23 protein-coding genes are annotated in these 19,931 nt (G+C 54.2%); 15 read left to right on the top strand and 8 right to left on the bottom strand.

All coding sequences use genetic code 11. The annotated features are described in order from the left end of the window. Positions 1 to 112: 112 nt before the first annotated feature. The 4 genes from HB779_RS25015 to HB779_RS25000 all read right to left on the bottom strand — a co-directional run bounded on the left by HB779_RS25015 (position 113) and on the right by HB779_RS25000 (position 4,340). Complete coding sequence (locus tag HB779_RS25015; RefSeq protein WP_188346600.1) at positions 113 to 949, bottom strand: efflux RND transporter periplasmic adaptor subunit; 837 nt, start codon at positions 947 to 949, stop codon at positions 113 to 115. A 94-nt stretch (positions 950 to 1,043) separates the two neighbouring features. Then, on the bottom strand, positions 1,044 to 1,748 hold the full coding sequence (locus tag HB779_RS25010) for an ABC transporter ATP-binding protein (RefSeq protein WP_188346599.1): 705 nt from the start codon (positions 1,746 to 1,748) through the stop codon (positions 1,044 to 1,046). A 5-nt stretch (positions 1,749 to 1,753) separates the two neighbouring features. Further along, positions 1,754 to 2,887, bottom strand: coding sequence for an ABC transporter permease (locus HB779_RS25005; protein ID WP_188346598.1), 1,134 nt, complete (start codon positions 2,885 to 2,887; stop codon positions 1,754 to 1,756). 4 nt (positions 2,888 to 2,891) lie between these two features. Next, positions 2,892 to 4,340 (bottom strand): TolC family protein, encoded by a 1,449-nt coding sequence (locus HB779_RS25000; protein WP_188346597.1) that lies wholly within the window; start codon positions 4,338 to 4,340, stop codon positions 2,892 to 2,894. 370 nt (positions 4,341 to 4,710) lie between these two features. On the opposite strand from HB779_RS25000, the gene HB779_RS24995 reads away from it, so the two are divergent. Continuing rightward, positions 4,711 to 5,100 carry a nuclear transport factor 2 family protein gene (locus HB779_RS24995; RefSeq protein WP_188346596.1) on the top strand — a complete coding sequence of 130 codons (390 nt, stop codon included), beginning with the start codon at positions 4,711 to 4,713 and terminating at the stop codon, positions 5,098 to 5,100. A 91-nt stretch (positions 5,101 to 5,191) separates the two neighbouring features. Then, positions 5,192 to 5,761 carry a nucleoside 2-deoxyribosyltransferase gene (locus HB779_RS24990; RefSeq protein ID WP_188346595.1) on the top strand — a complete coding sequence of 190 codons (570 nt, stop codon included), beginning with the start codon at positions 5,192 to 5,194 and terminating at the stop codon, positions 5,759 to 5,761. A gap of 20 nt (positions 5,762 to 5,781) precedes the next feature. Here the strand turns inward: HB779_RS24990 and HB779_RS24985 are convergent, their stop codons facing one another. After that, the gene (locus HB779_RS24985; protein WP_188346594.1) at positions 5,782 to 6,192 is read right to left on the bottom strand and encodes a DUF2147 domain-containing protein; all 411 of its coding nucleotides are present in this window, start codon (positions 6,190 to 6,192) and stop codon (positions 5,782 to 5,784) included. A 318-nt stretch (positions 6,193 to 6,510) separates the two neighbouring features. Here HB779_RS24985 and HB779_RS24980 point away from each other — a divergent pair, with 318 nt between their 5' ends. Next, positions 6,511 to 7,230 (top strand): DUF2076 domain-containing protein, encoded by a 720-nt coding sequence (locus HB779_RS24980; RefSeq protein WP_188346593.1) that lies wholly within the window; start codon positions 6,511 to 6,513, stop codon positions 7,228 to 7,230. A gap of 9 nt (positions 7,231 to 7,239) precedes the next feature. Here HB779_RS24980 and HB779_RS24975 read toward each other — a convergent pair whose 3' ends face one another. Together HB779_RS24975 and HB779_RS24970 are read right to left on the bottom strand one after the other, a co-directional pair. Then, positions 7,240 to 8,100 (bottom strand): undecaprenyl-diphosphate phosphatase, encoded by an 861-nt coding sequence (locus HB779_RS24975; protein WP_188346592.1) that lies wholly within the window; start codon positions 8,098 to 8,100, stop codon positions 7,240 to 7,242. Between the two features lie 81 nt (positions 8,101 to 8,181). After that, positions 8,182 to 9,168 (bottom strand): DUF1402 family protein, encoded by a 987-nt coding sequence (locus HB779_RS24970; RefSeq protein ID WP_188346925.1) that lies wholly within the window; start codon positions 9,166 to 9,168, stop codon positions 8,182 to 8,184. 486 nt (positions 9,169 to 9,654) lie between these two features. On the opposite strand from HB779_RS24970, the gene HB779_RS24965 reads away from it, so the two are divergent. Continuing rightward, positions 9,655 to 10,161, top strand: a complete 507-nt coding sequence (locus tag HB779_RS24965) for a spore coat U domain-containing protein (protein WP_188346591.1) — start codon at positions 9,655 to 9,657, stop codon at positions 10,159 to 10,161. A gap of 27 nt (positions 10,162 to 10,188) precedes the next feature. Here the strand turns inward: HB779_RS24965 and HB779_RS24960 are convergent, their stop codons facing one another. Continuing rightward, positions 10,189 to 11,229, bottom strand: a complete 1,041-nt coding sequence (locus HB779_RS24960; RefSeq protein WP_188346590.1) for a dipeptidase — start codon at positions 11,227 to 11,229, stop codon at positions 10,189 to 10,191. 274 nt (positions 11,230 to 11,503) lie between these two features. Between HB779_RS24960 and HB779_RS24955 the strand changes: the two genes are divergently transcribed. The 11 genes from HB779_RS24955 to HB779_RS24905 all read left to right on the top strand — a co-directional run bounded on the left by HB779_RS24955 (position 11,504) and on the right by HB779_RS24905 (position 19,931). Then, positions 11,504 to 12,097 carry a class I SAM-dependent methyltransferase gene (locus HB779_RS24955; protein WP_188346589.1) on the top strand — a complete coding sequence of 198 codons (594 nt, stop codon included), beginning with the start codon at positions 11,504 to 11,506 and terminating at the stop codon, positions 12,095 to 12,097. 125 nt (positions 12,098 to 12,222) lie between these two features. Then, positions 12,223 to 12,897: a response regulator transcription factor gene (locus HB779_RS24950; RefSeq protein WP_188346588.1), complete on the top strand. Its 675-nt coding sequence runs from the start codon at positions 12,223 to 12,225 to the stop codon at positions 12,895 to 12,897. After that, positions 12,894 to 14,228: a HAMP domain-containing sensor histidine kinase gene (locus HB779_RS24945; RefSeq protein WP_188346587.1), complete on the top strand. Its 1,335-nt coding sequence runs from the start codon at positions 12,894 to 12,896 to the stop codon at positions 14,226 to 14,228. The genes HB779_RS24950 and HB779_RS24945 overlap by 4 nt, the downstream gene beginning before the upstream one ends. A 66-nt stretch (positions 14,229 to 14,294) precedes the next feature. Then, positions 14,295 to 14,609, top strand: coding sequence for a hypothetical protein (locus HB779_RS24940; protein WP_188346586.1), 315 nt, complete (start codon positions 14,295 to 14,297; stop codon positions 14,607 to 14,609). Positions 14,610 to 14,846: 237 nt separating this feature from the next. Continuing rightward, positions 14,847 to 15,392, top strand: a complete 546-nt coding sequence (locus HB779_RS24935) for a sigma-70 family RNA polymerase sigma factor (RefSeq protein WP_188346585.1) — start codon at positions 14,847 to 14,849, stop codon at positions 15,390 to 15,392. Continuing rightward, the gene (locus HB779_RS24930) at positions 15,376 to 16,149 is read left to right on the top strand and encodes an anti-sigma factor (protein ID WP_188346584.1); all 774 of its coding nucleotides are present in this window, start codon (positions 15,376 to 15,378) and stop codon (positions 16,147 to 16,149) included. Before HB779_RS24935 ends, HB779_RS24930 begins: the two co-directional genes overlap by 17 nt. A gap of 21 nt (positions 16,150 to 16,170) precedes the next feature. After that, complete coding sequence (locus HB779_RS24925; protein WP_188346583.1) at positions 16,171 to 16,890, top strand: Bax inhibitor-1/YccA family protein; 720 nt, start codon at positions 16,171 to 16,173, stop codon at positions 16,888 to 16,890. Positions 16,891 to 17,162: 272 nt separating this feature from the next. Further along, a complete protein-coding gene (locus HB779_RS24920) occupies positions 17,163 to 17,567 on the top strand; it encodes a RidA family protein (RefSeq protein WP_188346582.1) in 405 nt (134 codons plus the stop codon). A gap of 211 nt (positions 17,568 to 17,778) precedes the next feature. Next, positions 17,779 to 18,810 (top strand): glycosyltransferase family 2 protein, encoded by a 1,032-nt coding sequence (locus HB779_RS24915; RefSeq protein ID WP_188346581.1) that lies wholly within the window; start codon positions 17,779 to 17,781, stop codon positions 18,808 to 18,810. Beyond that, positions 18,803 to 19,504: a class I SAM-dependent methyltransferase gene (locus HB779_RS24910; protein ID WP_188346580.1), complete on the top strand. Its 702-nt coding sequence runs from the start codon at positions 18,803 to 18,805 to the stop codon at positions 19,502 to 19,504. The genes HB779_RS24915 and HB779_RS24910 overlap by 8 nt, the downstream gene beginning before the upstream one ends. Further along, positions 19,482 to 19,931, top strand: coding sequence for a GtrA family protein (locus HB779_RS24905; protein WP_244642943.1), 450 nt, complete (start codon positions 19,482 to 19,484; stop codon positions 19,929 to 19,931). Before HB779_RS24910 ends, HB779_RS24905 begins: the two co-directional genes overlap by 23 nt.

Genomic DNA, 19,931 nt, shown 5'->3' with positions numbered 1-19,931 from the left:
TTGCAATTGGCTGAAAGGATCAAGCGTGCAAAACCAATCCCTACATGCATGAATCATCATGGCGCGACATATCTCTATGCCAAAGTACGGCATTCGACCAAATGATCGACGTTCAAGGTTTGACGCGCACGATAACCCGCTGTCCGATCAAAAGCGGTACCTTTGCCGGGATGCTGATGATGCAGTCTGAGGTGCGCACGTCGACACGCTCGCCCGGCATATCGCGCGATTTTGGCTGGGCAAGAACATGGCCAATCCTGACAACCCGCCCTTTGACCAGAATGCCATCGTCGCTCTCGGCAAGGATATCGACATCCATGCCCGGTTTGATGAGCTTGACAAATTGCTCCTGAATTTCAGCACGGACGATGCGCGGGCCTTCCGGCAGAAGCGTGAACAGCTCGGTGAGGTTCTGGGCTGAGATGACCTCGCCAACCTTGGTGGAGCGATGCACGATACGGGCGTCCACAGGCGCACGCACCGTGCGCATCTCCACCTCGAGACGAATGTTTTCCAAACGGCTTTCCGTGGCAGCCAGCGTGGCTTCGGCAATCGTCACCTCGGCTTTTGTCCCCGTGAGCTGTGCTTCGGCTTCGTCCAGAACTTGCGCAGAAACAGCCTTTCCGGCAGCGGCACGCCTTAGCCTGTCAGTTTGACGGGTCTGCGTCTGCAGCTTGGTTTTCAACATGGCAAGCTGGCCCTGCATCTGACGCACTTCTGCTTCCGCCGTATGGACAGCGATGACTTCGTGACGGCTGTCGATCATGGCAAGAACATCGCCCTGTTTGACCTTCTGCCCCTCCGCAGCCAATATTTCTACAATCATGCCGTCACGTTGTGCCGATAGCCGCAGGAGTCCGTCCTCGACGTCAACGATACCGCGCGCGGCAGCGATAATTCCGGGCTTCGCGGCGATCTCCGTTTCATTGGCTTCTGTCGCATCGGACATGAACCAGATCCCCAGTGCCGCGCATCCAGCCGTTGCCAGCGCGATTACACATCGGACGATTATGCGTCTGTGCATGATCATAATCACTGTTTCCTTAGGCTACGGTTGTGAGGCGCGGGCGGGAGTCCCGAAGTATACGGCCGTCTTCCATGTGCAGAACACGTTCCGCGTGGGCAATGAGACGCGGATCATGCGAGACACATAGAACGGTTGCATTGGTGTCTTTTGCTATGGCGTGCAGTATCTCGATGATCGATTGACCATTGACGCTGTCGAGCGCGCTGGTCGGCTCATCGGCAAAGAGAACTGCAGGGTTCTTGACGATGGCGCGCGCGATCGCCACGCGCTGTTTCTCACCGCCTGAAAGTTCCGTGGGATGCAGGTGCTGCCGGTGGGAAAGGCCCACGCGGGCAAGTGCCTGTTTTGCCCGCTCGACTGCTTCGTCCTGCGGCACCTTCAGATAATCCAGAGGAACCTGCACCTGTTCAAGTGCGGTCAGGGCCGGGAAGAGATTGAACCCCTGAAAGACAAAACCGCAATGATTGAGGCGAAAGGCATCGCGCTCATCATCGCTGGCTGAGACGAGATCGGTTGCAAGTGTTCTGATCGAGCCGGTATCCGGTTTGGTCAGGCCGCTCAAGGCTGCAAGCAGCGTGCTTTTTCCACATCCCGAAGGACCGATGATCAGCGTGAGTTCTCGCGGGAAAATGTCGATGGACACGTCCTGCAATGCAAGCGTGTGGATGTGTTTAACCACAAATGATTTGCTGATCCGGGCGGCGGAGATGGTGGGCTGCATGGCGTTCACCTCAGCAACGTTGCCGGATCGGCGTGGTGCAGGCGCCGCAGTGCCAGCAATCCTGCCGCAAAGGCTACGAGCAGCACGACCACGGATGCTGCCAGCATAACGCTGGTGCGAAGCTCGAATGGTACCCGGTAAACATTGGCAATGGCTGCCGCAGTGACGCTGAATGTTGCGCCAACCAGTAGCCCAAGCACACCAACCCAGGCGGCCTGCTCGATAACAATCACGCGCAGCGATTTGAACGATACGCCAAGGGCACGCAAGGTTGCGTATTGTGGAATGGAACCGGCAACCGCTGCCATCAATGTCTGGCTGGTGACGAGCGTACCCACGAGCATGGCAATGGCTGTCGCAAAGATGAAGGCGATACCGGCGCCTGATTCCAGAAGCCAATAGCGTATGGACATGCCGGCGAGATCCTGCGCCGACCAGACGTAAAAGCGTTTGCTGCCGGCTTGCTGATTGAGGCGGCCCTGTATGGCGTCAGCGGGCGCAAACTTGTTCACGTTATAAAGGAAATAGGTCACGTTATCCGAAGCGCCAAAGGCGGCATCAAGGTTGCGCGCCGTGTCAATTGACGTGATGACATTGACGCCGCCAAGCCCCCTCAAACCGTCAATGATGCCGACAACCCGCACCCGGCGGCCATTTATTTCGGCCGAGCCGCCAACATCGATGGCGAGTTTGCTTTTATCTGTAGCGTCAATGAGGACCGTGCCCGGCTCCAGCAGGAGATTGCGCATAGCGCCTGCAACGATCCGGGCGAGCGCAAGACCATTTGCCTTGGTATCGATGCCGACTATGTTGACACCTGTTCCGCCGCCGCGCGCACCGCGCCAATCGCCTGAGCCCAGCAGAAACGGTTCGATGCTGGAAATATTCTGCTCGACATAAAGACTGGTGGCAGTATCGGCCCTGATGGAGCGGCCGAGATCAACGCTTTGCGTGCCGGGAAAGCCAACCCAATAGTCGGCTCTGGATTGGGTCACATAAAGAGCATTGGAGCCGATGATCCCGAGAAGCAAAGCGCCTTGAACAATCATCAGGACGCCGGAAAAGCCGACGGCAACAATGGCCGGAAGGAAGCGGCGCCATTCATGGATCAACGTTTTGCGTGCGATTGAGACAGCCATCGGCTTACTGCTTCCTTTGACGCACGGTATTGGCACCGGACATACCCGCTGAAAGTGGTGAAGCGCCGCCGATTGCTTTGTAAAAGGCAATCAAAGCCAGTGCTTCGGCTTCCTGTGCTTCGGCAAGCTGCCTGCGCTGGCCAAGCACTCTGATGGCGTTTGCGGTCTGCTTTGATTGATCGCTCAGACCTGCACGCTCCAGCACCGCGCTCTCAGCCTGGATCTTCCTGACGGCTGCCAGGGTCTGTTTGAACTGGTGGACGGCGCTGCGCCCGGCTGACCATGTTTGAAGCGCCGTTGAAGCTTCTTCATAGGCGGCAAGAACGCTGTGTTTGTATGCTGCGGCAGTCTCCTCAAACTGAGCCTGTCGCGCGGCAACAACCGCGCGCCGCCGCCCCTGGTCGAGGAGCGGAATTTGAATGGAGGGGCCTCCCATAACGCCAAACAGTGAGCCGCTGGCCGGGCCGCCGATACCTATCATGCCACTCAGCCGAAGTTTCGGGTAAAGATCGGCCTGCGCGATACCGATCTCGGCTGCGGCCCGGACTGTTGCCAGTTCAGCGCGCCTGATGTCAGGGCGAGCCCGCAGAAGATCGGTCGGCCTTCCAATTGCAGGGTCAAGTTTTGCGACCGGTTGAGGTCTTGGCTGCCGCAGCGATGAATCAATGCTCGACGTACCCAGCAGCGTCGCGATCTGCTGCAACGTGCTTTCAATTTGTGTGCGAAGTTTTACCCCTTCCACCCTTGCATCGCCAAGACTTATCCGTGCCTCTTCGGCATCTGACGCGGTGGCCAAACCCGAGCGGTATTTGACGGTGGCAAGTTGTCCGTCACGCCCCAGAAGCGCCAATGATGCACTCGCGATGGCCTCGCGTTCCTGCAGCGCGCGCAGGCGGACATACGTTCCGGCAATTTCCGCAGCGACGGCGATGCGGGCAGCTTCGGCGTCTTCAGCGACCATGTCGGCGGATGCATTGGCTGAACGCTGCGTATTCTCGCGCAGGCCGAACAGACCGATTTCCCAGCCAGCTTCCAGATTAAGCTGCATAGGCCGCCGCATAAGCTCATCTGACTTGGTCGAGCCCGTACCGGCATTGGCCGTGCCGGAGATGTCGGCGGTGGGCATGAACAGCGTTTTTGACGCCCGTACCATGGTGCGCGCGGCGATGAGCTGTTGTTTGGCCTGCGCTATTGTCAGGTTTTGCTCGAGCGAGCGGGCAACCAGTGCGCTCAGGACCGGATCACCGAAGACCTGCCACCAGAGCCGCGCATCGCGCTGGGCTTTGCCCGGCAGTTTGGCTGCCGATGCATAGGCCATTGGCAGGTCAGGCGCAGACACCGCCAGACCCGATACATCACTCTGGCAAGCAGCCACGCTCATTGCGAGGGCGACAACCGGAACGATCTTCAAGCCTGGATTGCAGAAGAGGAAAAACAAAGGCGAACGGGACAATGTCAATTCTCACGCACGCATCTCTGTGTGAAACGCTTGCTCCAGACATACCCGTGACACCGGGAGGAATGGGAACGATCACACTCCCAGATCAAATATAATGTACCCGCACTCATTGCATATCCGTTCCAATTGGCACCGTAATATTCCACGAGAGGGTTGCAGGAACGTGACGGAAGCATCGACGGGCATGAGAATTTTAGCGCAATATGGAACAACCAAGTTCAACCAATAAACAGGGCTGACAAAAGCTGTTCGTCGCGTGCTGCGGCCGTTTATCGCCTTGGAAAGCAAATCAAAGGAGTGTCTTTCGCAGCATTTTCCACTAATTAGATAAGGACTGATGCAGTGCATGAAGAAAGGTCAGCCTATGACTATCGCATTTGATACAATCGATGAAGCGGCCGTTCGAGATTGTGAAGAACGTTTGAAACTGGCAATGCTGGCCAGCGACGTTAGCGCGCTGGACGCGTTGCTTGCCGACGATCTGATCATCATTGATCATCAGGGACGCCGTGTGGACAAGGCTCAAGATATTGAGGTTCACCGCACCGGCGTATTGAAACTGGCTGACATTGAGTTTCTGGATGTTGCCATCAAGCCGCTCGACAATGCAGCTTTGGTTTCGGTGCGCGCAAAAGTCAGCGGTGCCTACTACGATGAAAAATTCTCTGAAAAATTGATCTACACCCGTGTGTGGCAACGCAACGGAGACAGCTGGATTGTTGTCCTTGCCCATTTCTCAAGAATAACCATGTGAGCCTGAAACGGGGCATATGCCAGTAGTTCGCGGTGGAAACGCTTGTCTATATCGGGTGTAGCCGTTCTTCGGTGTCTAGGGAGAGACAAGCATGAAAGTGTATCTGGCGGGCCCGGAAGTGTTCTTGAGCAATGCCAAGGAGGTTTTGGCACAAAAGGCGGCTTTGGCCCGTGCTGCGGGTTTTACACCGCTTGCGCCGGGTGATCTGGAAATTCCGCCAACAAACAGCAAATGGGAGCGGGGTCTGGCCATCAGCGCAATTGATGAAAAGCTCATGCTTGCGTCGGATCTCATCATTGCCAATCTGACACCGTTTCGCGGTATCAGCGCAGATGTCGGTACCGTGTTTGAGCTTGGATTCATGTGCGCGCTTGGCCGGCCGGTTTATGCCTATACCAATACCGCCCGCAGTTTTTTCGAACGCACGAGCCAGGACTATTATCAGGGGAATATTATGGAGCGTCCCGGTGGCGGTTTATCTGGCAGCGATGGCCTCAGCATTGAGGATTTCCATATGGCCGACAATCTGATGCTGGACGGTGGAATCACATCGCGCGGTGGTGCGTTCATCAGAAAAAACGTGCCGGAAGAGGCCTTGCTGACCGACCTTTCCGGGTTCGTTGAATGTCTGGATCTGGCAGCAAAACGGCTGATGGCCTGATCAAATCCGTGGTATCGTGGTTACTGCCGCCGCCAAATTGAAGTCTTGCAGATGAGCCCGCCAAGAACACAGCCGGAGAGCTCCACGCCGCTGTCGGAAACCTTTGCCTTGCCTGAATAGGTCTTGCCGCTCTCGGTATCGTAGAGTGTCCCGGCATAGGTGCCTGTGCCTGTGGACTTCAAAGTCACAGCCTGCAAGCCGACAACCGGACGGTCGCGTTTGGATGCATCGGGATTATTGACGTCGTTGACGGGATTGCTCATCCAGACAACCGTGCCGCAAACGCCGGCGGAACAATCACTGAGCTTCACCTTGGTGCGTCCCGTGTCATTGACGTAGGTACCCGCAATATCTGACGATTGTGCGGTCGCCGAGGTTGCCAGCATTGTCGCGACAACAAGAGAAAAAACAATTTTCTGAACACTATGCATTTCTATTCTCCGGTCTTTCTAAAATTTCCTACCCATGGGTGAAACCGTTCGGCCACATCAAGCAGGTAAGAGCGCTTATCGCCTAAATTGGTCAGGATTAGGTGCAAAAAATGTCCTGTGCATCTTTTTTCAATGATCTCAGTGGGTTCGCATGGTGCGGTTCTGTCACAAAACTGAATCCTTATTGTCGCATTCCCGCCAGGCGAAGCGCTGTAGTTCTACACGGTTACATGATGCCAAAATTACATTTTTGTAAGGTCATCTAAATGCCACGAATCCGGATCGAGATTGAGTTTTCCTGAAACAGGGTAATCGAAAATGAACGCCGACGAACAAAAACTTCTCAGTGGCCTCTTTGATCGCACCAGACAAGCCGCCGATACACCAAGGGATGCCGAAGCCGATCGCTTCGTTTCGGACCAGATCCGTAGTCAACCTGCTGCTCCGTATCTGCTGGCTCAGGCTGTGATCGTGCAGGAGCAGGCACTGAATGCCTGCCATGAGCGCATACAGACTTTGGAAGCGCAGGTGAAAGACCTGCAAAGTGCTGCTCCGACACAGGGACAGTCCGGCAGTCTGCTCGGCTCCATCTTTGGAAGTTCGCAGAGCGGGCAGCCGTCAGCGGCACCTTCACCAAGCAGGTCCAGCGGGCCTTGGGGTAGCGCTGCTGCACCTCAGGATGCCTATGCCCCTCAAAGTCAGCCACAACAGGCCGGACGCTGGGCAGCCCCCCAGCCGTCACAAGGCGGTGGGTTTCTGCAAGGCGCTTTAACCACTGCCGCCGGTGTGGCTGGTGGCGCACTGATGTTTGAAGGTATCAAGAATATGTTCGGCGGCCATTCGATGTTTGGCGGTTCGGGTCTTGGTGCAAGTGGCACGCCTCAAACGGGTGGCGGAGAAACTGTCGTCAACAACTACTACAACGACGACAGTTCCAATGATCTCAGGCAAGCGGATGCTTTTCAGGACGAGACGCAGGATGCTGCAGATGACGCCGCGGACGCCTATGACACGAACGATGACGATGACACTGTGTAAGTGCACGGCCTAGCCGAAAGATATCCATAGGATGACGATGCCGAGGGCTATCCGGTAGATAATAAAGGGCCAGGTCGAAAACCGCTCGAGAATGCGCATCAATCCCCAGAGCGCTGCAAAGGACGATATTGAACCGGCGACAAGCCCGACAAGAAGGATAGCCCAGCCTTGGACGGGAAGGTGCGCATGAACAAGAACTACGAGTTCGTGCAAGCCTGCCAAGGCAATGGCGGGAATGCCAAGCAGAAATGAAAAGCGTGCAGCGTCCTGTCTGGTGAAATCACGAAACAGGGCGGCTGTCAGCGTTGAGCCGGAACGGGACACGCCCGGTATCAGGGCTCCGACTTGCGCGATGCCAACAATAAGCGCGTCGCGCAGCCGCATATCATCAGCCTGCCGTTTGTGACGGCACACGAATTCAGCAACAGCCAGCAGAATGCCCATGATCAGGCAGGAAAAACCGATGACAGGCAAAGCTCGAAGCGGGCTGTCGCAAGCGTTGAGCAGGGGAGCAAGCAGCAGGCCGGCGACAACAATGGGTATCGTACCGAGCACAATACCAACAGACATGCGCAGTTTGGGCGACATCCAGTCGCCAGTCCTTACTGCACCGATCGAACCGGCCGTAATGCTGTATATGTCTTTCCAGAAATAGCATATGACCGCAGTCAGGGCAGCCAATTGCATGGCGGCCGAAAACGCCGATCCCGGATCCTGCCAGCCCAGTAGTGCAGGTACCAGCCGCATGTGGGCTGTTGAAGAGACCGGCAGCAATTCTGTTATCCCCTGCACAACCCCCAATATAGCTACTTTCGTGGCACCCAGAACAACAAAGCCCGTATCTACCCCTTGCGTGCACGCACCACTCATTTTTGCTGCTGCTCCTGATCGCGCATAGTTAAGCTGTAAGTCGAACGATGGTTGTTCAACAGGACTTCACAAAGTGCCATTCTATTGGCTGTTGGAATGAAGAAGCTGTTCCAGCTGATCGAGTTTTTCGTTGATCAGCCAGCCGTAATAATTCTCGACCGGATATTTTCGCGTGCCGCCGTTGTCAACTGCCTGCTTTAGCTCAGCCGCGCGTCGCCGGGGCTGGCCTACATTGTAAAGCGTTGCAGTGATGCCGGGGTTTGCCGAGATATCAAAACCTTCGGCTTGATAGGCATCGACAGCGTCGCGCAGGATCGCGGCAATGTAAATAATGCTGCGGTCGGGATCCATGACGTCACGATACACCGCTTGCGGCTGGTCTGGCGTCAGCAGCGGTAGCCCACTGACGCGATGAACAAGATCTGTAACTTCAAGTGCTGCCAACGGGCTTATCTGACCCAGCCCAAACGTTTGCCCGCCATAAAATGGCTGGAAAAAAGCTCTTTGGAAAGAAATCGGCTCGTAAGAGATATTATCGACGGTTTTGCCCCGAAAATGGTCATCCCAGACCTGATCGCGGCAGTTCCACAATTCAGCACTTCCCGTCAGCGTGGCACACTCTTTGAATTCGGGTTTCTTCACGAAAGATTGGACCGGGACGCCTTTGTATCGAAATGAAAAGTCAGCATTGGTATAGGCGAGGGCTTTGACATAATAGGTCTGCACCTTGCCGATGGCGCTGACATTATACGTGTGCTCACCAACCAATGCGCCAATAATGTGGATCGGGTCGAGCCGGTAAGCTGCAGCGGCCTCTTTGATTTGAGTGACCAGCTTTGTTTCCCGTGTGAGAAGCGCGATGATTTGCTCATATTTTTCGTCATAGGTCGTGTTGAATGCGCGCGCCCTATCTGCCGAGGTTTTGGGTATTGCCGGTTGAGTAACAGATCGATTGCCGGGTGGAACCGCAATGGTACCTTCGGCTTGAGTCGATTGCAGTGTCAAAAATCCAACTGAAAGACTGGCTGCGAATATTGAAGTCAGCCGGAAAGTTTCAAAAATGCTCATCAAATGTCGTTCCATCAATACCCGCGCGCGGGATTCGATAAATTTGCCGGTATTGTGTTTAGCAGACAGCATTGTGGTAAAGGTTTGGCATATTCGGCTGGCGGAGAAATACACCTGTGAGACGCCCGCGCTATGCCGCGGCGGTCATGTCTAATACCGCGCAAAAGGATGCGGTGTAACTCTCTTTCCGGTTCGAAAACGGTCCTCATTCCCGATAAAAGCAAACCAAATTTTCCCACCTTGATTGCTTCAATGGCGCCATGTATTCGATGTCGAATGAGGAGATATTTAGATAGAACCCTATGCTTGTCTAACTACAAAATTTACATAAGAGTCTTTGATTTAATCTCAGGTAAGATACTTTCTTGTTATGCAAGTTTGTTTCTAAATATATAGTTGTTTAATATTTATAATAGAATAAACTGTAGGTTAATAGTAGTTGGCTTGATTATATCGTATCAAGTGTGAATACATTGGGGAGGGTGAATGATTACCGAATTCTCGAAACAAGCCATCATCGTAGCTGGGGTTGTCGCTGCCCTCGGCTTCTCCAATCCTGTTTTTGCCGCTACGGCAACGGGCAGCTTTACCGTTCAGATCACAATCCAATCTTCCTGCATTCTGGTCAGCGCCGCGACGCTGACCTTTACGTCAGTGGGTGTCATTGCCGCCAATGACGATTCATCAAGTGCGCTTTCTGTGCAGTGCACGAACACAACCCCCTATAATATCGGGCTGGATGCGGGGACGGGTGCAGGCGCGAGTGTGGCTGCGCGCAAGATGACGGGACCGGCGGGGGCGCTTGTTACATATTCGCTCTATTCGGATACATCCCGCTCCGCTCTTTGGGGGCAGACCATCGGAACAGATACGGTTGCGGGAACCGGAAACGGGGCGGCACAACCCTACACGGTTTATGGACGGGTTCCGCCCCAGACAACACCGGCGGCCGGTGCCTATACGGATACAGTGACGGTGACGATCACCTACTGATCATAGGGTTCTGCACCAAAGCACCTGCTAATTCTTCCATGTTCGCTCAAGCACGCGGATCCAGTTTTCGTGGCAGATTTTCCGCAAGGCTTCCTCATCATAACCGGATTGCCGCAGGGCAGCGATCAGCAACTGTAAATCACTGGCGTCGCGCATGGTGGCAGGGATCGTTGTTCCATCGAAATCTGAGCCAAGGGCAATGTGATCGATGCCGATACGGTTGGCGATATAATCGACATGCCGAACCAACTCATTCAATTCGGTATCAGGGTTTTTCTTGCCGTCCTGTCGCAGAAACAGAACGCCAAAATTCAACCCGGCCAGCCCGCCCGTATCGCGGATCGCGTCAAGCTGGCGGTCGGTCAAATTGCGGCTGTGCGGGCAAAGTGCGTGGGCATTCGAATGAGATGCAACCAGCGGCGCATCGGAAAGTGCTGCGATATCCCAGAAACCCTGCTCATTCATGTGGGACAGATCCACCATGATGCGCAATTCGTTGCAGGTTTGAACCAGCTTCCTGCCATGATCCGTCAGGCCGGGTCCAATGTCCGGGGAGCTTGGAAAGCGGAACGGTACGCCATGGGCAAAGATATTGGCCCGGCTCCACACCGGGCCCAAAGTCCGCAGACCGGCCTGATGCAGCACATAAAGCGCGTCAAGATCAGGGCCGATCGCTTCCGCGCCCTCTATGTGAAGCACCGAGGCAAATGCGCCGTCTGCCATGGCACCACGAATATCATCAGCTGTTCGGCAGATACGCAGGCGATCTTCCGCTTGCCGCTCAATTCGTGCCAGGAGTGCTGCCATGCCCAATGTGGTTGTCAAAGCATCCGTCATAGCAGGCGTGTTGAACTCACCGTCGGCATTCAATTGCGGTGATGGGGTCGGGACATAGATGGCGCACAATCCTCCTGCCAGTCCGCCTTTCCTTGCTTTGGGCAAATCGATATGCCCAGCCTTCTCGCCTTCAATGAACCTTGTTTCCGGGGAGGCTTCGGTTGACAGCCAGAGACGCAGAAGAACGTCATTGTGTCCGTCGAAAACGGGAATGATGGGATTTGTCGTCATGGGTGATGAAACCTTTGGCCCAATGGCTCAAGCGGAAAGTGAGTCTCGAAGATAATTCAGCTCTGAACCGAATAGCAGTAAATGGCAAATGCGTTTTTCGAAGCCCGTTCCCAAAAGGGGTAAGGCCTCGTGAGAAATCTTTTGCTTTGATTTAATAGAGGGGATGGTGAGCACAGCCACACCACAGCGTCTTTTTCCGTTCTTTGCCAGATTGTCACAATGTTCACGCCCGCACATGCCGCAGGTAGCGAATAGTCTGCATGTGAGGCATTGAATGATACGATCCGATATAGTCCGGTTTCTGGGCGCGTGGTTGCAAGCACCGTTGCGCGTGGCCTCCGTAACACCCTCAAGCCCGAGCCTCTCGGCTTTGATAACCAAGCATATAACACCGGCGATGGGGCCTGTTCTGGAACTCGGACCGGGCACCGGCGTGTTCACATATGCTCTGCTGCAACGTGGTATCGCCGAACGGGACATTACCCTTGTGGAATATGGACGCGAGTTTATTCCACTGCTCCGCTCACGGTTTCCCGGGGCAAAACTGCTTCAGATGAATGCGGCGGATGTCGGCAATCCGGATCATCTTGAAGAAACTGTTTATGGCAATGTGATCAGCGGATTGCCGCTCTTGTCCATGAAACCTCAAATCGTCATGGCAATTCTGGAGGGTTGTTTTTCCCGGCTGACACAAACCGGCGCATTCTATCAATTCACCTATGGGCCAGTATGCCCCGTCTCACCTGTTCTTCTCGGCAGGCTCAATCTCAAAGCGGAAAAGACCGGTTGGACGCTGCGCAATCTGCCACCTGCTGCGGTCTATCGCATAAGCCGGACAGGGCTTCCGACAGACTGGGATAAGCAATGATGGCCACAGCCTTGTATATCTCGCTGCCGGGGTGTGACTTGTGGGAGATTGTTGCATGATGGCCGTCGCTCCCGTAATGCTGCAACGGAGCCAATGCAGCTCTTGCATCGTGCTTGGAGCGCCGCATGCGTATTCTTTTGATTGAAGACGAACCGCAAATGGTAACGGCGCTTCGCGCGGCTTTTACCCGGCATAATCTGGTGGTTGATCACGTTGGAACCTTATCCGATGCGGAGCTCGTTATCAAAGACGGGGTTTATGATGCAATCTTGTTGGATCGTCAGCTTCCGGATGGTGATGGCCTGACGTTGATACCGAAGTTGCGTGCTGCCGGTCATTCCGTCCCGATTATTGTTCTCACCGCAAAAGGACGGGTCCCAGACCGGATCAGCGGCTTGGAAACCGGCGCTGATGATTATCTTGCCAAACCATTTGATTTCGACGAGTTGCTTGCCCGTCTGCGGGCGGTTTTGCGGCGCCCCGGATCGATTCAATCCCAAATCATTACCGTGGGTGGTTTGGCATTCGATATGAAGTTTCAGGAAGCATCTGTTGGAGTGCTTCGACTGGAAATGCCACGGCGTGAAATGCTGGTTTTGGAAAGCCTGGTCCGGCGGGCTGGCCGAATGGTACCCCGTACCGCGCTGATGGAAGCCGTGTTTGGCTTTGACGATGAGGTCCAGTCGAACGCGCTCGACTCCCATGTGTCGCGACTCCGGCGCAAATTGATCGACGCCAAAGCAGGGGTTGTCATCAATGTCATTCGCGGCGTTGGCTATTTACTGCGGGAACAATCGTGAGCCGCGACCGGCCATACTCGCTGAGGCGACGGCTGTTCTGGCAGCTTTTGGCAGTACAGGGTGTCGTCCTTGTTCTTGTTGTGGGGGTTCTTTTCGGTTCCGGTCAATTGTTTGACTTTGAATCGACGGAGAACACGGTTGAAATTCTGAAAATGGCAATTCAGCCTGATCAGCAGGGTGAATTTTCTCTCCGGGATACCAAGGAGATGAAAACATTCCGGGATACTGTGCCGGACCGTTGGTTTGTCATCCGGGATGGAAAAGGACACCAATTATCGGAGGGCACTGTTCCAACCGAATATGCCGCCCTAGGCAACACGCTTGACCAGGTTGGGCAAGCGAGATTCGGCTGGAATGTCGGTGATGGGGATAGACCCGTTGCCAGAATGCGGTGGGTTGAAACAAAAGCCGGTCGTCTGCAAATTTTGACCGGCTCGCCCGCATCGGCCCCGCTTTATCTCGTTCTCCTCGGTGTTTCTCTGGTCTTGCTGAAACTTGTTCTACCCATTCTTGGCATTCTCGCTCTTGGTGCGTGTGTGGCGACACCCCTCGTTGTGCGAAGGGTGATGGCTGGTATGGAACGTGCAGCGGCGCAAGCTGATTCAATTGATATCGAACAGCGTGGTGTCCGGTTGGCGTCGGCCGGTATGCCTACGGAAGTGGCGCCTTTCGTACGGGCTGTAAACGGCGCTTTGGGCCGCCTCGATGATGGATATGACTTGCAGGAACTGTTTCTTGCCGATGCTGCGCATGAATTGCGCACACCGATCGCCATTCTTAAAACCCGAATTGCGTCTCTGCCGCAAAGCTCCGTCAAATCTCATTTAACAGAGGACGTCGCGCGGATGGCTGTTCTAACCGAGCAAATGCTTGATTTGCAGCGGTTGAAGCAAGGCATCGATCACTTCAGCGATCTTGATCTCGTTCCCCTGACGCAACGCGTTATGCTGGATATTGGGCCGCTGGCATTTTCGGCCGGATATGAAGTCGCCTTTGAAGCCAAGACCCACAGCACGCTGGTCAACGGTGATCCGGTTGCAATCGAACGGGCGCTGACCAACCTTGTGCAGAATGCAATCGATCATGGTGGCCGAACCGGCATCATCTCGGTGACCGTGTGGCCCAAATCAATCGAAATCAATGATCAAGGCGAGGGTGTTCCCGTCGAACTACGCGAGCGGATATTTGAACCATTCTTCAAACGTCATCACGGAGCAGGAGGAGCCGGTCTCGGCCTTAAACTTGTGCGCGAGATAATGGGCTTGCATGGTGGTACCGTCGTGATCGCGGAAAAATCTTCCGGCGGTTGCTTCAAGATGATTTTTCCGTAATTCCACTGCAATATACAGGCGATAGTTTGTTCTGGCTGACGGCCGGAATGACTCCTCAACACCGTCATGGAGGCTGCTATCGAACCGATAATAACGATATTTTTGCCGCTCATCGTCGGAGGACTGGCAAGTCTGATTGGCGTAGCGTCCATACTTGGTACCTATCAGTATGGTTTTTCCGCAGAGCGATCGACCATTTTGGGGCTTCTTACCCTGCTCTGTTTGTTTGCGGTTGCGGATTATTTTACTGGTATTCAAACATCGGTTATTATTGTTCTGGGTGTCGTAGCTGCTGGTTTCGCTGGTGCAATTGTGCTGAAGCGGACATGTCTTGGCTGCAAAATTACCGGCGAGCCAACAAGTTCTAAAATTCGACTTTAAATCAGTGGTGCGGCTTCTTCTTTTCAAACTTGCTTTTAGCCGGTCTGCCCCTGACAAAGTAGTGCCGAAGCACCATATGCTGTTCGGTGGTGTGACGCGTTCACTGCTGGCAAACACTGTGGTGCCGATGCTGATATCGCGGTGAATGATCAGGGCCGGACTCAAGCTCGTTGGTTTTTTTTGATAATTATTCTTGATGCCCGGGAATAAAACTGCGCCGGGATACGTATACCCATTATGAAACCGCCAAAACAGCGCTTTGACATTGTTGGTCAGCTCGGCTCACTCCGTCGCTACGCCCGGTCTTTGACCCGGAACGAAGCTGATGCCGAGGACCTCGTGCAGGACACGTTGCTGCGCGCCTATGAACGGCGCGACGGATTCCGTCGTGGCAACACCATACGTGGCTGGCTGTTATCAATACTCCACAACCGGTTTATCGACATCAAGCGGTCGAATTCCGCCGAGGCACGAACGCACGAAGCGGTTGGTCTCCTGGCGGAGACGAATATGGGAGCGCCGCAGGAGCATTCTGTACGGCTTGGTCAGGTCCGCGAGGCTTTCTTCGGGCTGCCCCACGAACAAAGGTCTGCCCTCCATCTCGTTGCCATCGAAGGTCTCTCCTATGAAGAAGCGTCGGCCACGTTGAACATGCCGATTGGAACGTTGATGTCGCGCATCGGGCGAGCACGGGCAGCTCTGCGCCTGCTTGAAGACGAGCGGCAACCGGAGAAGCCTAACCACTTGAAAATCGTGGGAGGTCGTGATGACCCAAACAATTGATCCCGTCGCCGAAACGGACCTTGATGCCTATGTGGATAATCAGCTGGATACGGTTCGCCGCATTGAGGTTGCCCGGTATTTGTCGCAGCACCCGGAAAAGGCTGCGCGCGTCATGGCGGATCTGCAATCACGAGATGAGTTGCAGCTTGCCTTGGCAGCTGGTTTCGTCAGTGGATCGCCTGGCACGACTGAAGCGGCAAGACGTCTTGAACGAGCACTGGCGCGCGATCGCATGTGGGGCGGCCTGCAGCGTATAGCCGCCGTCGGCATTCTGGTGGCGCTCGGCTGGCTGGCGCATGCGGGTTTTGGCCCGCTCACCGTCTCTCCAGTTGTCGCCTCGACGCCTCCGCCCGCCTTTGTCTCTGACGCGATCATGGCGCATAAAACGTCGTCCGTGCGCGCTGCGATGACTTCGCAGCCCCAGACACGCAATTACGATCCGGCTGAGATTCGTGCTGCCACCGCAATCGTTATCCCGACGATGCCGGAGCGCTGGCTTGTTCGCGATGTTCAGCTGTTCCCATCCAATTTTGGGCCGAGCGTCGAAATGGAAATCGGCACCGACAGCCTTGGTCCCGTTTCGCTATTTGCTGTTCGACCGGGGACATTTGATGTCGTCAAACCCAAGGCAGTCCGCCTCGATAATACGTCTGCGGCTTATTTCCAGATCGGTGATGTTGCCTATGCGCTCGTTTCCGATGCTGCCACTGCGGACCTTCAAGAGGCTGCAAACCGTCTTGCCAAAACTCTTTACTGATCAACGAAAGGAACTCAATTCATGAATACTCCACTGCGCTATGGAATGGATGCGGCCCGCGGCCAGTCATCCGCCGTCTTTGACGAGGGACTGCGCCAGCATATGCTGCGCATTTACAATTATATGGGTCTCGGCCTGGTACTGACCGGTGTTGTTGCATTCGTTGTCGCTTCCACGCCGGCGCTTTATGTGCCGATATTTTCGTCGCCATTGAAATGGGTTGTCATGCTGGCGCCGCTTGCCTTCGTGATGTTCTTCTCCTTCAAGATGCAAACCATGTCCGCCTCCTCGGCACAGGCCATGTTCTGGGCATTCTGCGCTGTCATGGGCTTGTCGCTGGCATCTGTTTTTCTGGTTTTCACAGGAACCAGTATCGCTCGGACATTCTTCATCGCTGCGACAATGTTCGGCGCGACCAGCCTGTACGGCTACACCACCAAGCGTGATCTTTCCCAGTTCAGCTCGTTCCTGATTATGGGTCTCATCGGCGTGATGATCGCCAGCCTGGTCAACCTGTTCCTGGGTTCATCCATGTTGCAATTCGTCGTGTCGGTTGCAGGCGTTCTGGTGTTCATCGGTCTGACGGCCTGGGACACACAGTCGATCAAGGAACAATATGCAGAAAGCTTCGATTCTGAATCGCAGCAGAAGCTTGCAGTTTTCGGTGCGTTCTCGCTCTATCTGAACTTCGTCAATATCTTCCAGCTGCTGCTCAGCCTGACCGGACAGCGCCAAGAATAATCTGCAAAAGATCCCAATAACAGGCCGCCGCATCCTAATCAGACGCGGCGGTTTTTTTAATGATTATATGGCCTTGGTCGCGTTTCCTGCCTAATGTTTTACTTTAAGCGGTGCGATCGCATGCCCGGATAATTCCGATTTTATTAATTTCGCGCGTCAAACCTGGCGCCTCTTGTTTCGCCGCCAGGTCGTAGACATCTAAGCTCTCCCACGAAGGCGTGCGGCATACGAGCGACGCGATGCTCCAATCAAAACATTATGAGGATTCAGATATGTCTGGAGAACGGCAGGTTGTCAGGGATGGCCCCTTCAAAGCCATCATTGCGGATGGCGTAAAAACGGGAAACATGATTTACCTCTCCGGGCAGGTCAGCGTTGATGCCGACGGACAAACAGTTGGAGCTGGCGACATCGCTGCTCAGGTGCGTCACGTTTATCAAAACGTTGCGGCGGTTCTCGAAAAGTTCGGAGCAACCATGGCGGATATCGTCGATGAGACAATATTCGTAACAGACATTGACGGGTTCCTGGTGAAGGCAGAGCAATTGTTTGGTATCCGCGCCGAGATATTCGGGCAGGAGCCACAGATTTCACAAACGCTGGTTCAGGTCGCGCGATTAGGCAGCCCCGACTGGCTGCTTGAGATCAAGTGCGTGGCGATAGTATCTGGGGAATAATCTAGAGGGCAGGAAAGACTGGAATTTCTTTCGCTTTTTAGACACCGGGATAATAAATGTCATGTCCACATGAATTATGGATTGATACGATACTCAGCTAAATTTAATCAAGTTGAGTAATAGTAAATTAATCAATAAATTCATTTGCTTAGAGTTTACCCCTATTTTAACGGATTGGCCCCATTGTTGGAAAAAACATTGGAGCTGACAGGTGGCAAAACCCAAAAGAAATGAAGCGCTGGAAAGTATCGCGCTCTCGGTCGTCATTCCTTGTTACAATGAAGTTGATGGCATCGGTGAGCTTTACCGGCGCGTAACGGCGGCTTGTGAGAAGCAGGTCAATCAATCCTACGAGATCGTTCTGGTGGTAGATGGGGCGACCGATGGCACGCGTCAGGCAATCTTCGATCTGGCATCACACGATGCGCATATTGTGGCTGTGGATCTTGCCCGCAATTACGGGCACCAGATTGCTCTCAGCGCCGGTCTGGATATTTGCCGGGGCGAGCGAATTCTCATTCTTGATGCTGATTTGCAGGACCCGCCGGAGCTTCTTGGCGAGATGATGGCCAAGATGGATGACGGTTATGACGTTGTCTATGGCCAGCGGATGAAGCGTGAAGGCGAAAGCTTATTCAAACTCGCTTCAGCAGCAATGTTCTATCGGCTACTGCGCAAGATGGTTGATGTCGACATTGCGCCTGATACCGGTGATTTCCGTTTGATGAATCGCAGGACGCTTGATCATTTGAACGCAATGCCTGAGCGCTACCGCTTCATACGCGGCATGGTCAGCTGGATCGGCTTGCGGCAGGTCGCGCTTCCCTATGAACGGCAGCGGCGCTTTGCCGGAACAACGCACTATCCCCTGCGCAAGATGCTGATGCTGGCAGTCGATGCAATGACGAGCTTCTCTATTGTGCCGCTCCGTTTTGCCTCGCATCTCGGGATGATCTTTGGCCTGCTTGGCCTGTTCGCTCTTGGCTACACGTTCTATTCATGGGTTGATGGCAATGTTTTGCCGGGCTGGACCAGCCTTGCTGCCATTGTCCTTATCCTGGGCAGTGTTCAGCTGCTGGTTCTCGGTATTTTTGGTGAATATCTCGGGCGTATGTATATGGAAACAAAGCGGCGTCCCCTTTATCTCGTCAACGAAGTTGTTTCATCTGACTCCATTGCCTTTTACCGCAATTCGCCCGTTCACCGGTTGCAGGAGCGGGTGAAGGAGGCAGTCAATGCTTGATGCCGAGTTTGACCAGTTTGCTGCCGAGTATCATGAGCAACACGCCGCTAGCATCCGCTTCAGCGGAGAGACCCCGGATTATTTTGCGAAATACAAGATAGACGATGTTGCTGCGGCACTTGCATCGACGGGCATCAAACCCCGGCGAATACTCGACTTCGGCGGTGGTGTCGGCAATTCATTGGGGCACATCCGCAAGGCGTTTCCCGATAGTGAAATCGTACTGCTCGACCCGTCTTCCCGATCACTTGATATTGCTGAAAAGCGTTTTGCCGGCCAAGCGCGATTTCAGTCTTTCGATGGCAAGGCGATACCGTTTGAGGACGGACATTTTGATCTTGTCTTTACGGCATGCGTTTTTCACCACATCCCGGCCGATCTTCATCAGCAGTTGCTGCGGGAAATCAACAGGGTACTGACGCCTGGCGGCAGCTTTTTTCTGTTTGAGCACAATCCCTTGAACCCGATGACATTGCATGCAGTACGCAATTGTCCGTTTGATGAGAATGCGATTCTCATTCCAGCTAGGACCATGAAAAGGCGATTTGCCGAGGCCGGCCTTTCCCAGCCGCGCGTTGTCTATCGCATCTTTTTCCCGCGGCTGCTTGCGGGATTGCGTTCGCTTGAGCGCTATTTCACCAGAATTCCTATTGGAGCGCAGTACTTTGTCCATGCGATCAAACCGGCTGTTTGACTATAAACAGGTCCTGCGTTTTGGGCTGGTTGGCGTGTTGAATACGGCAACGGGGTATTCGATTATCCTGGTGGCGCTATGGCTCGGTTGGGGTGACATCGCCGCCAATATGACTGGTTATGCGTTCGGGCTCGTTGTCAGCTTCTTTCTCAACAGCCAATGGACGTTCGCCAAAGCTGAATATAAGCAGGCGTCGCTTGTGGTCAGATATATCCTGGCTTTCTTGTTTGCTTACGCAGCGAACCTTGTGACTGTTATCGTCATTCGCTCAATGGACGTTCTGGACGGCTGGGCAATTCATCTCATCGGGATCATCATCTATACGGCGCTGTTTTATCTGGCATCGGTTTATTTCGTTTTCTCAAAAAGCCCGGCGCGATCCGATAACGAAACGCGGGCGCTCTCACTTCAAAACGGATCACGCTAA

The organism is Phyllobacterium sp. 628, assembly GCF_014189505.1.
GTDB lineage: Bacteria > Pseudomonadota > Alphaproteobacteria > Rhizobiales > Rhizobiaceae > Phyllobacterium.
This window is presented reverse-complemented; position numbering and strand designations above follow the sequence as displayed.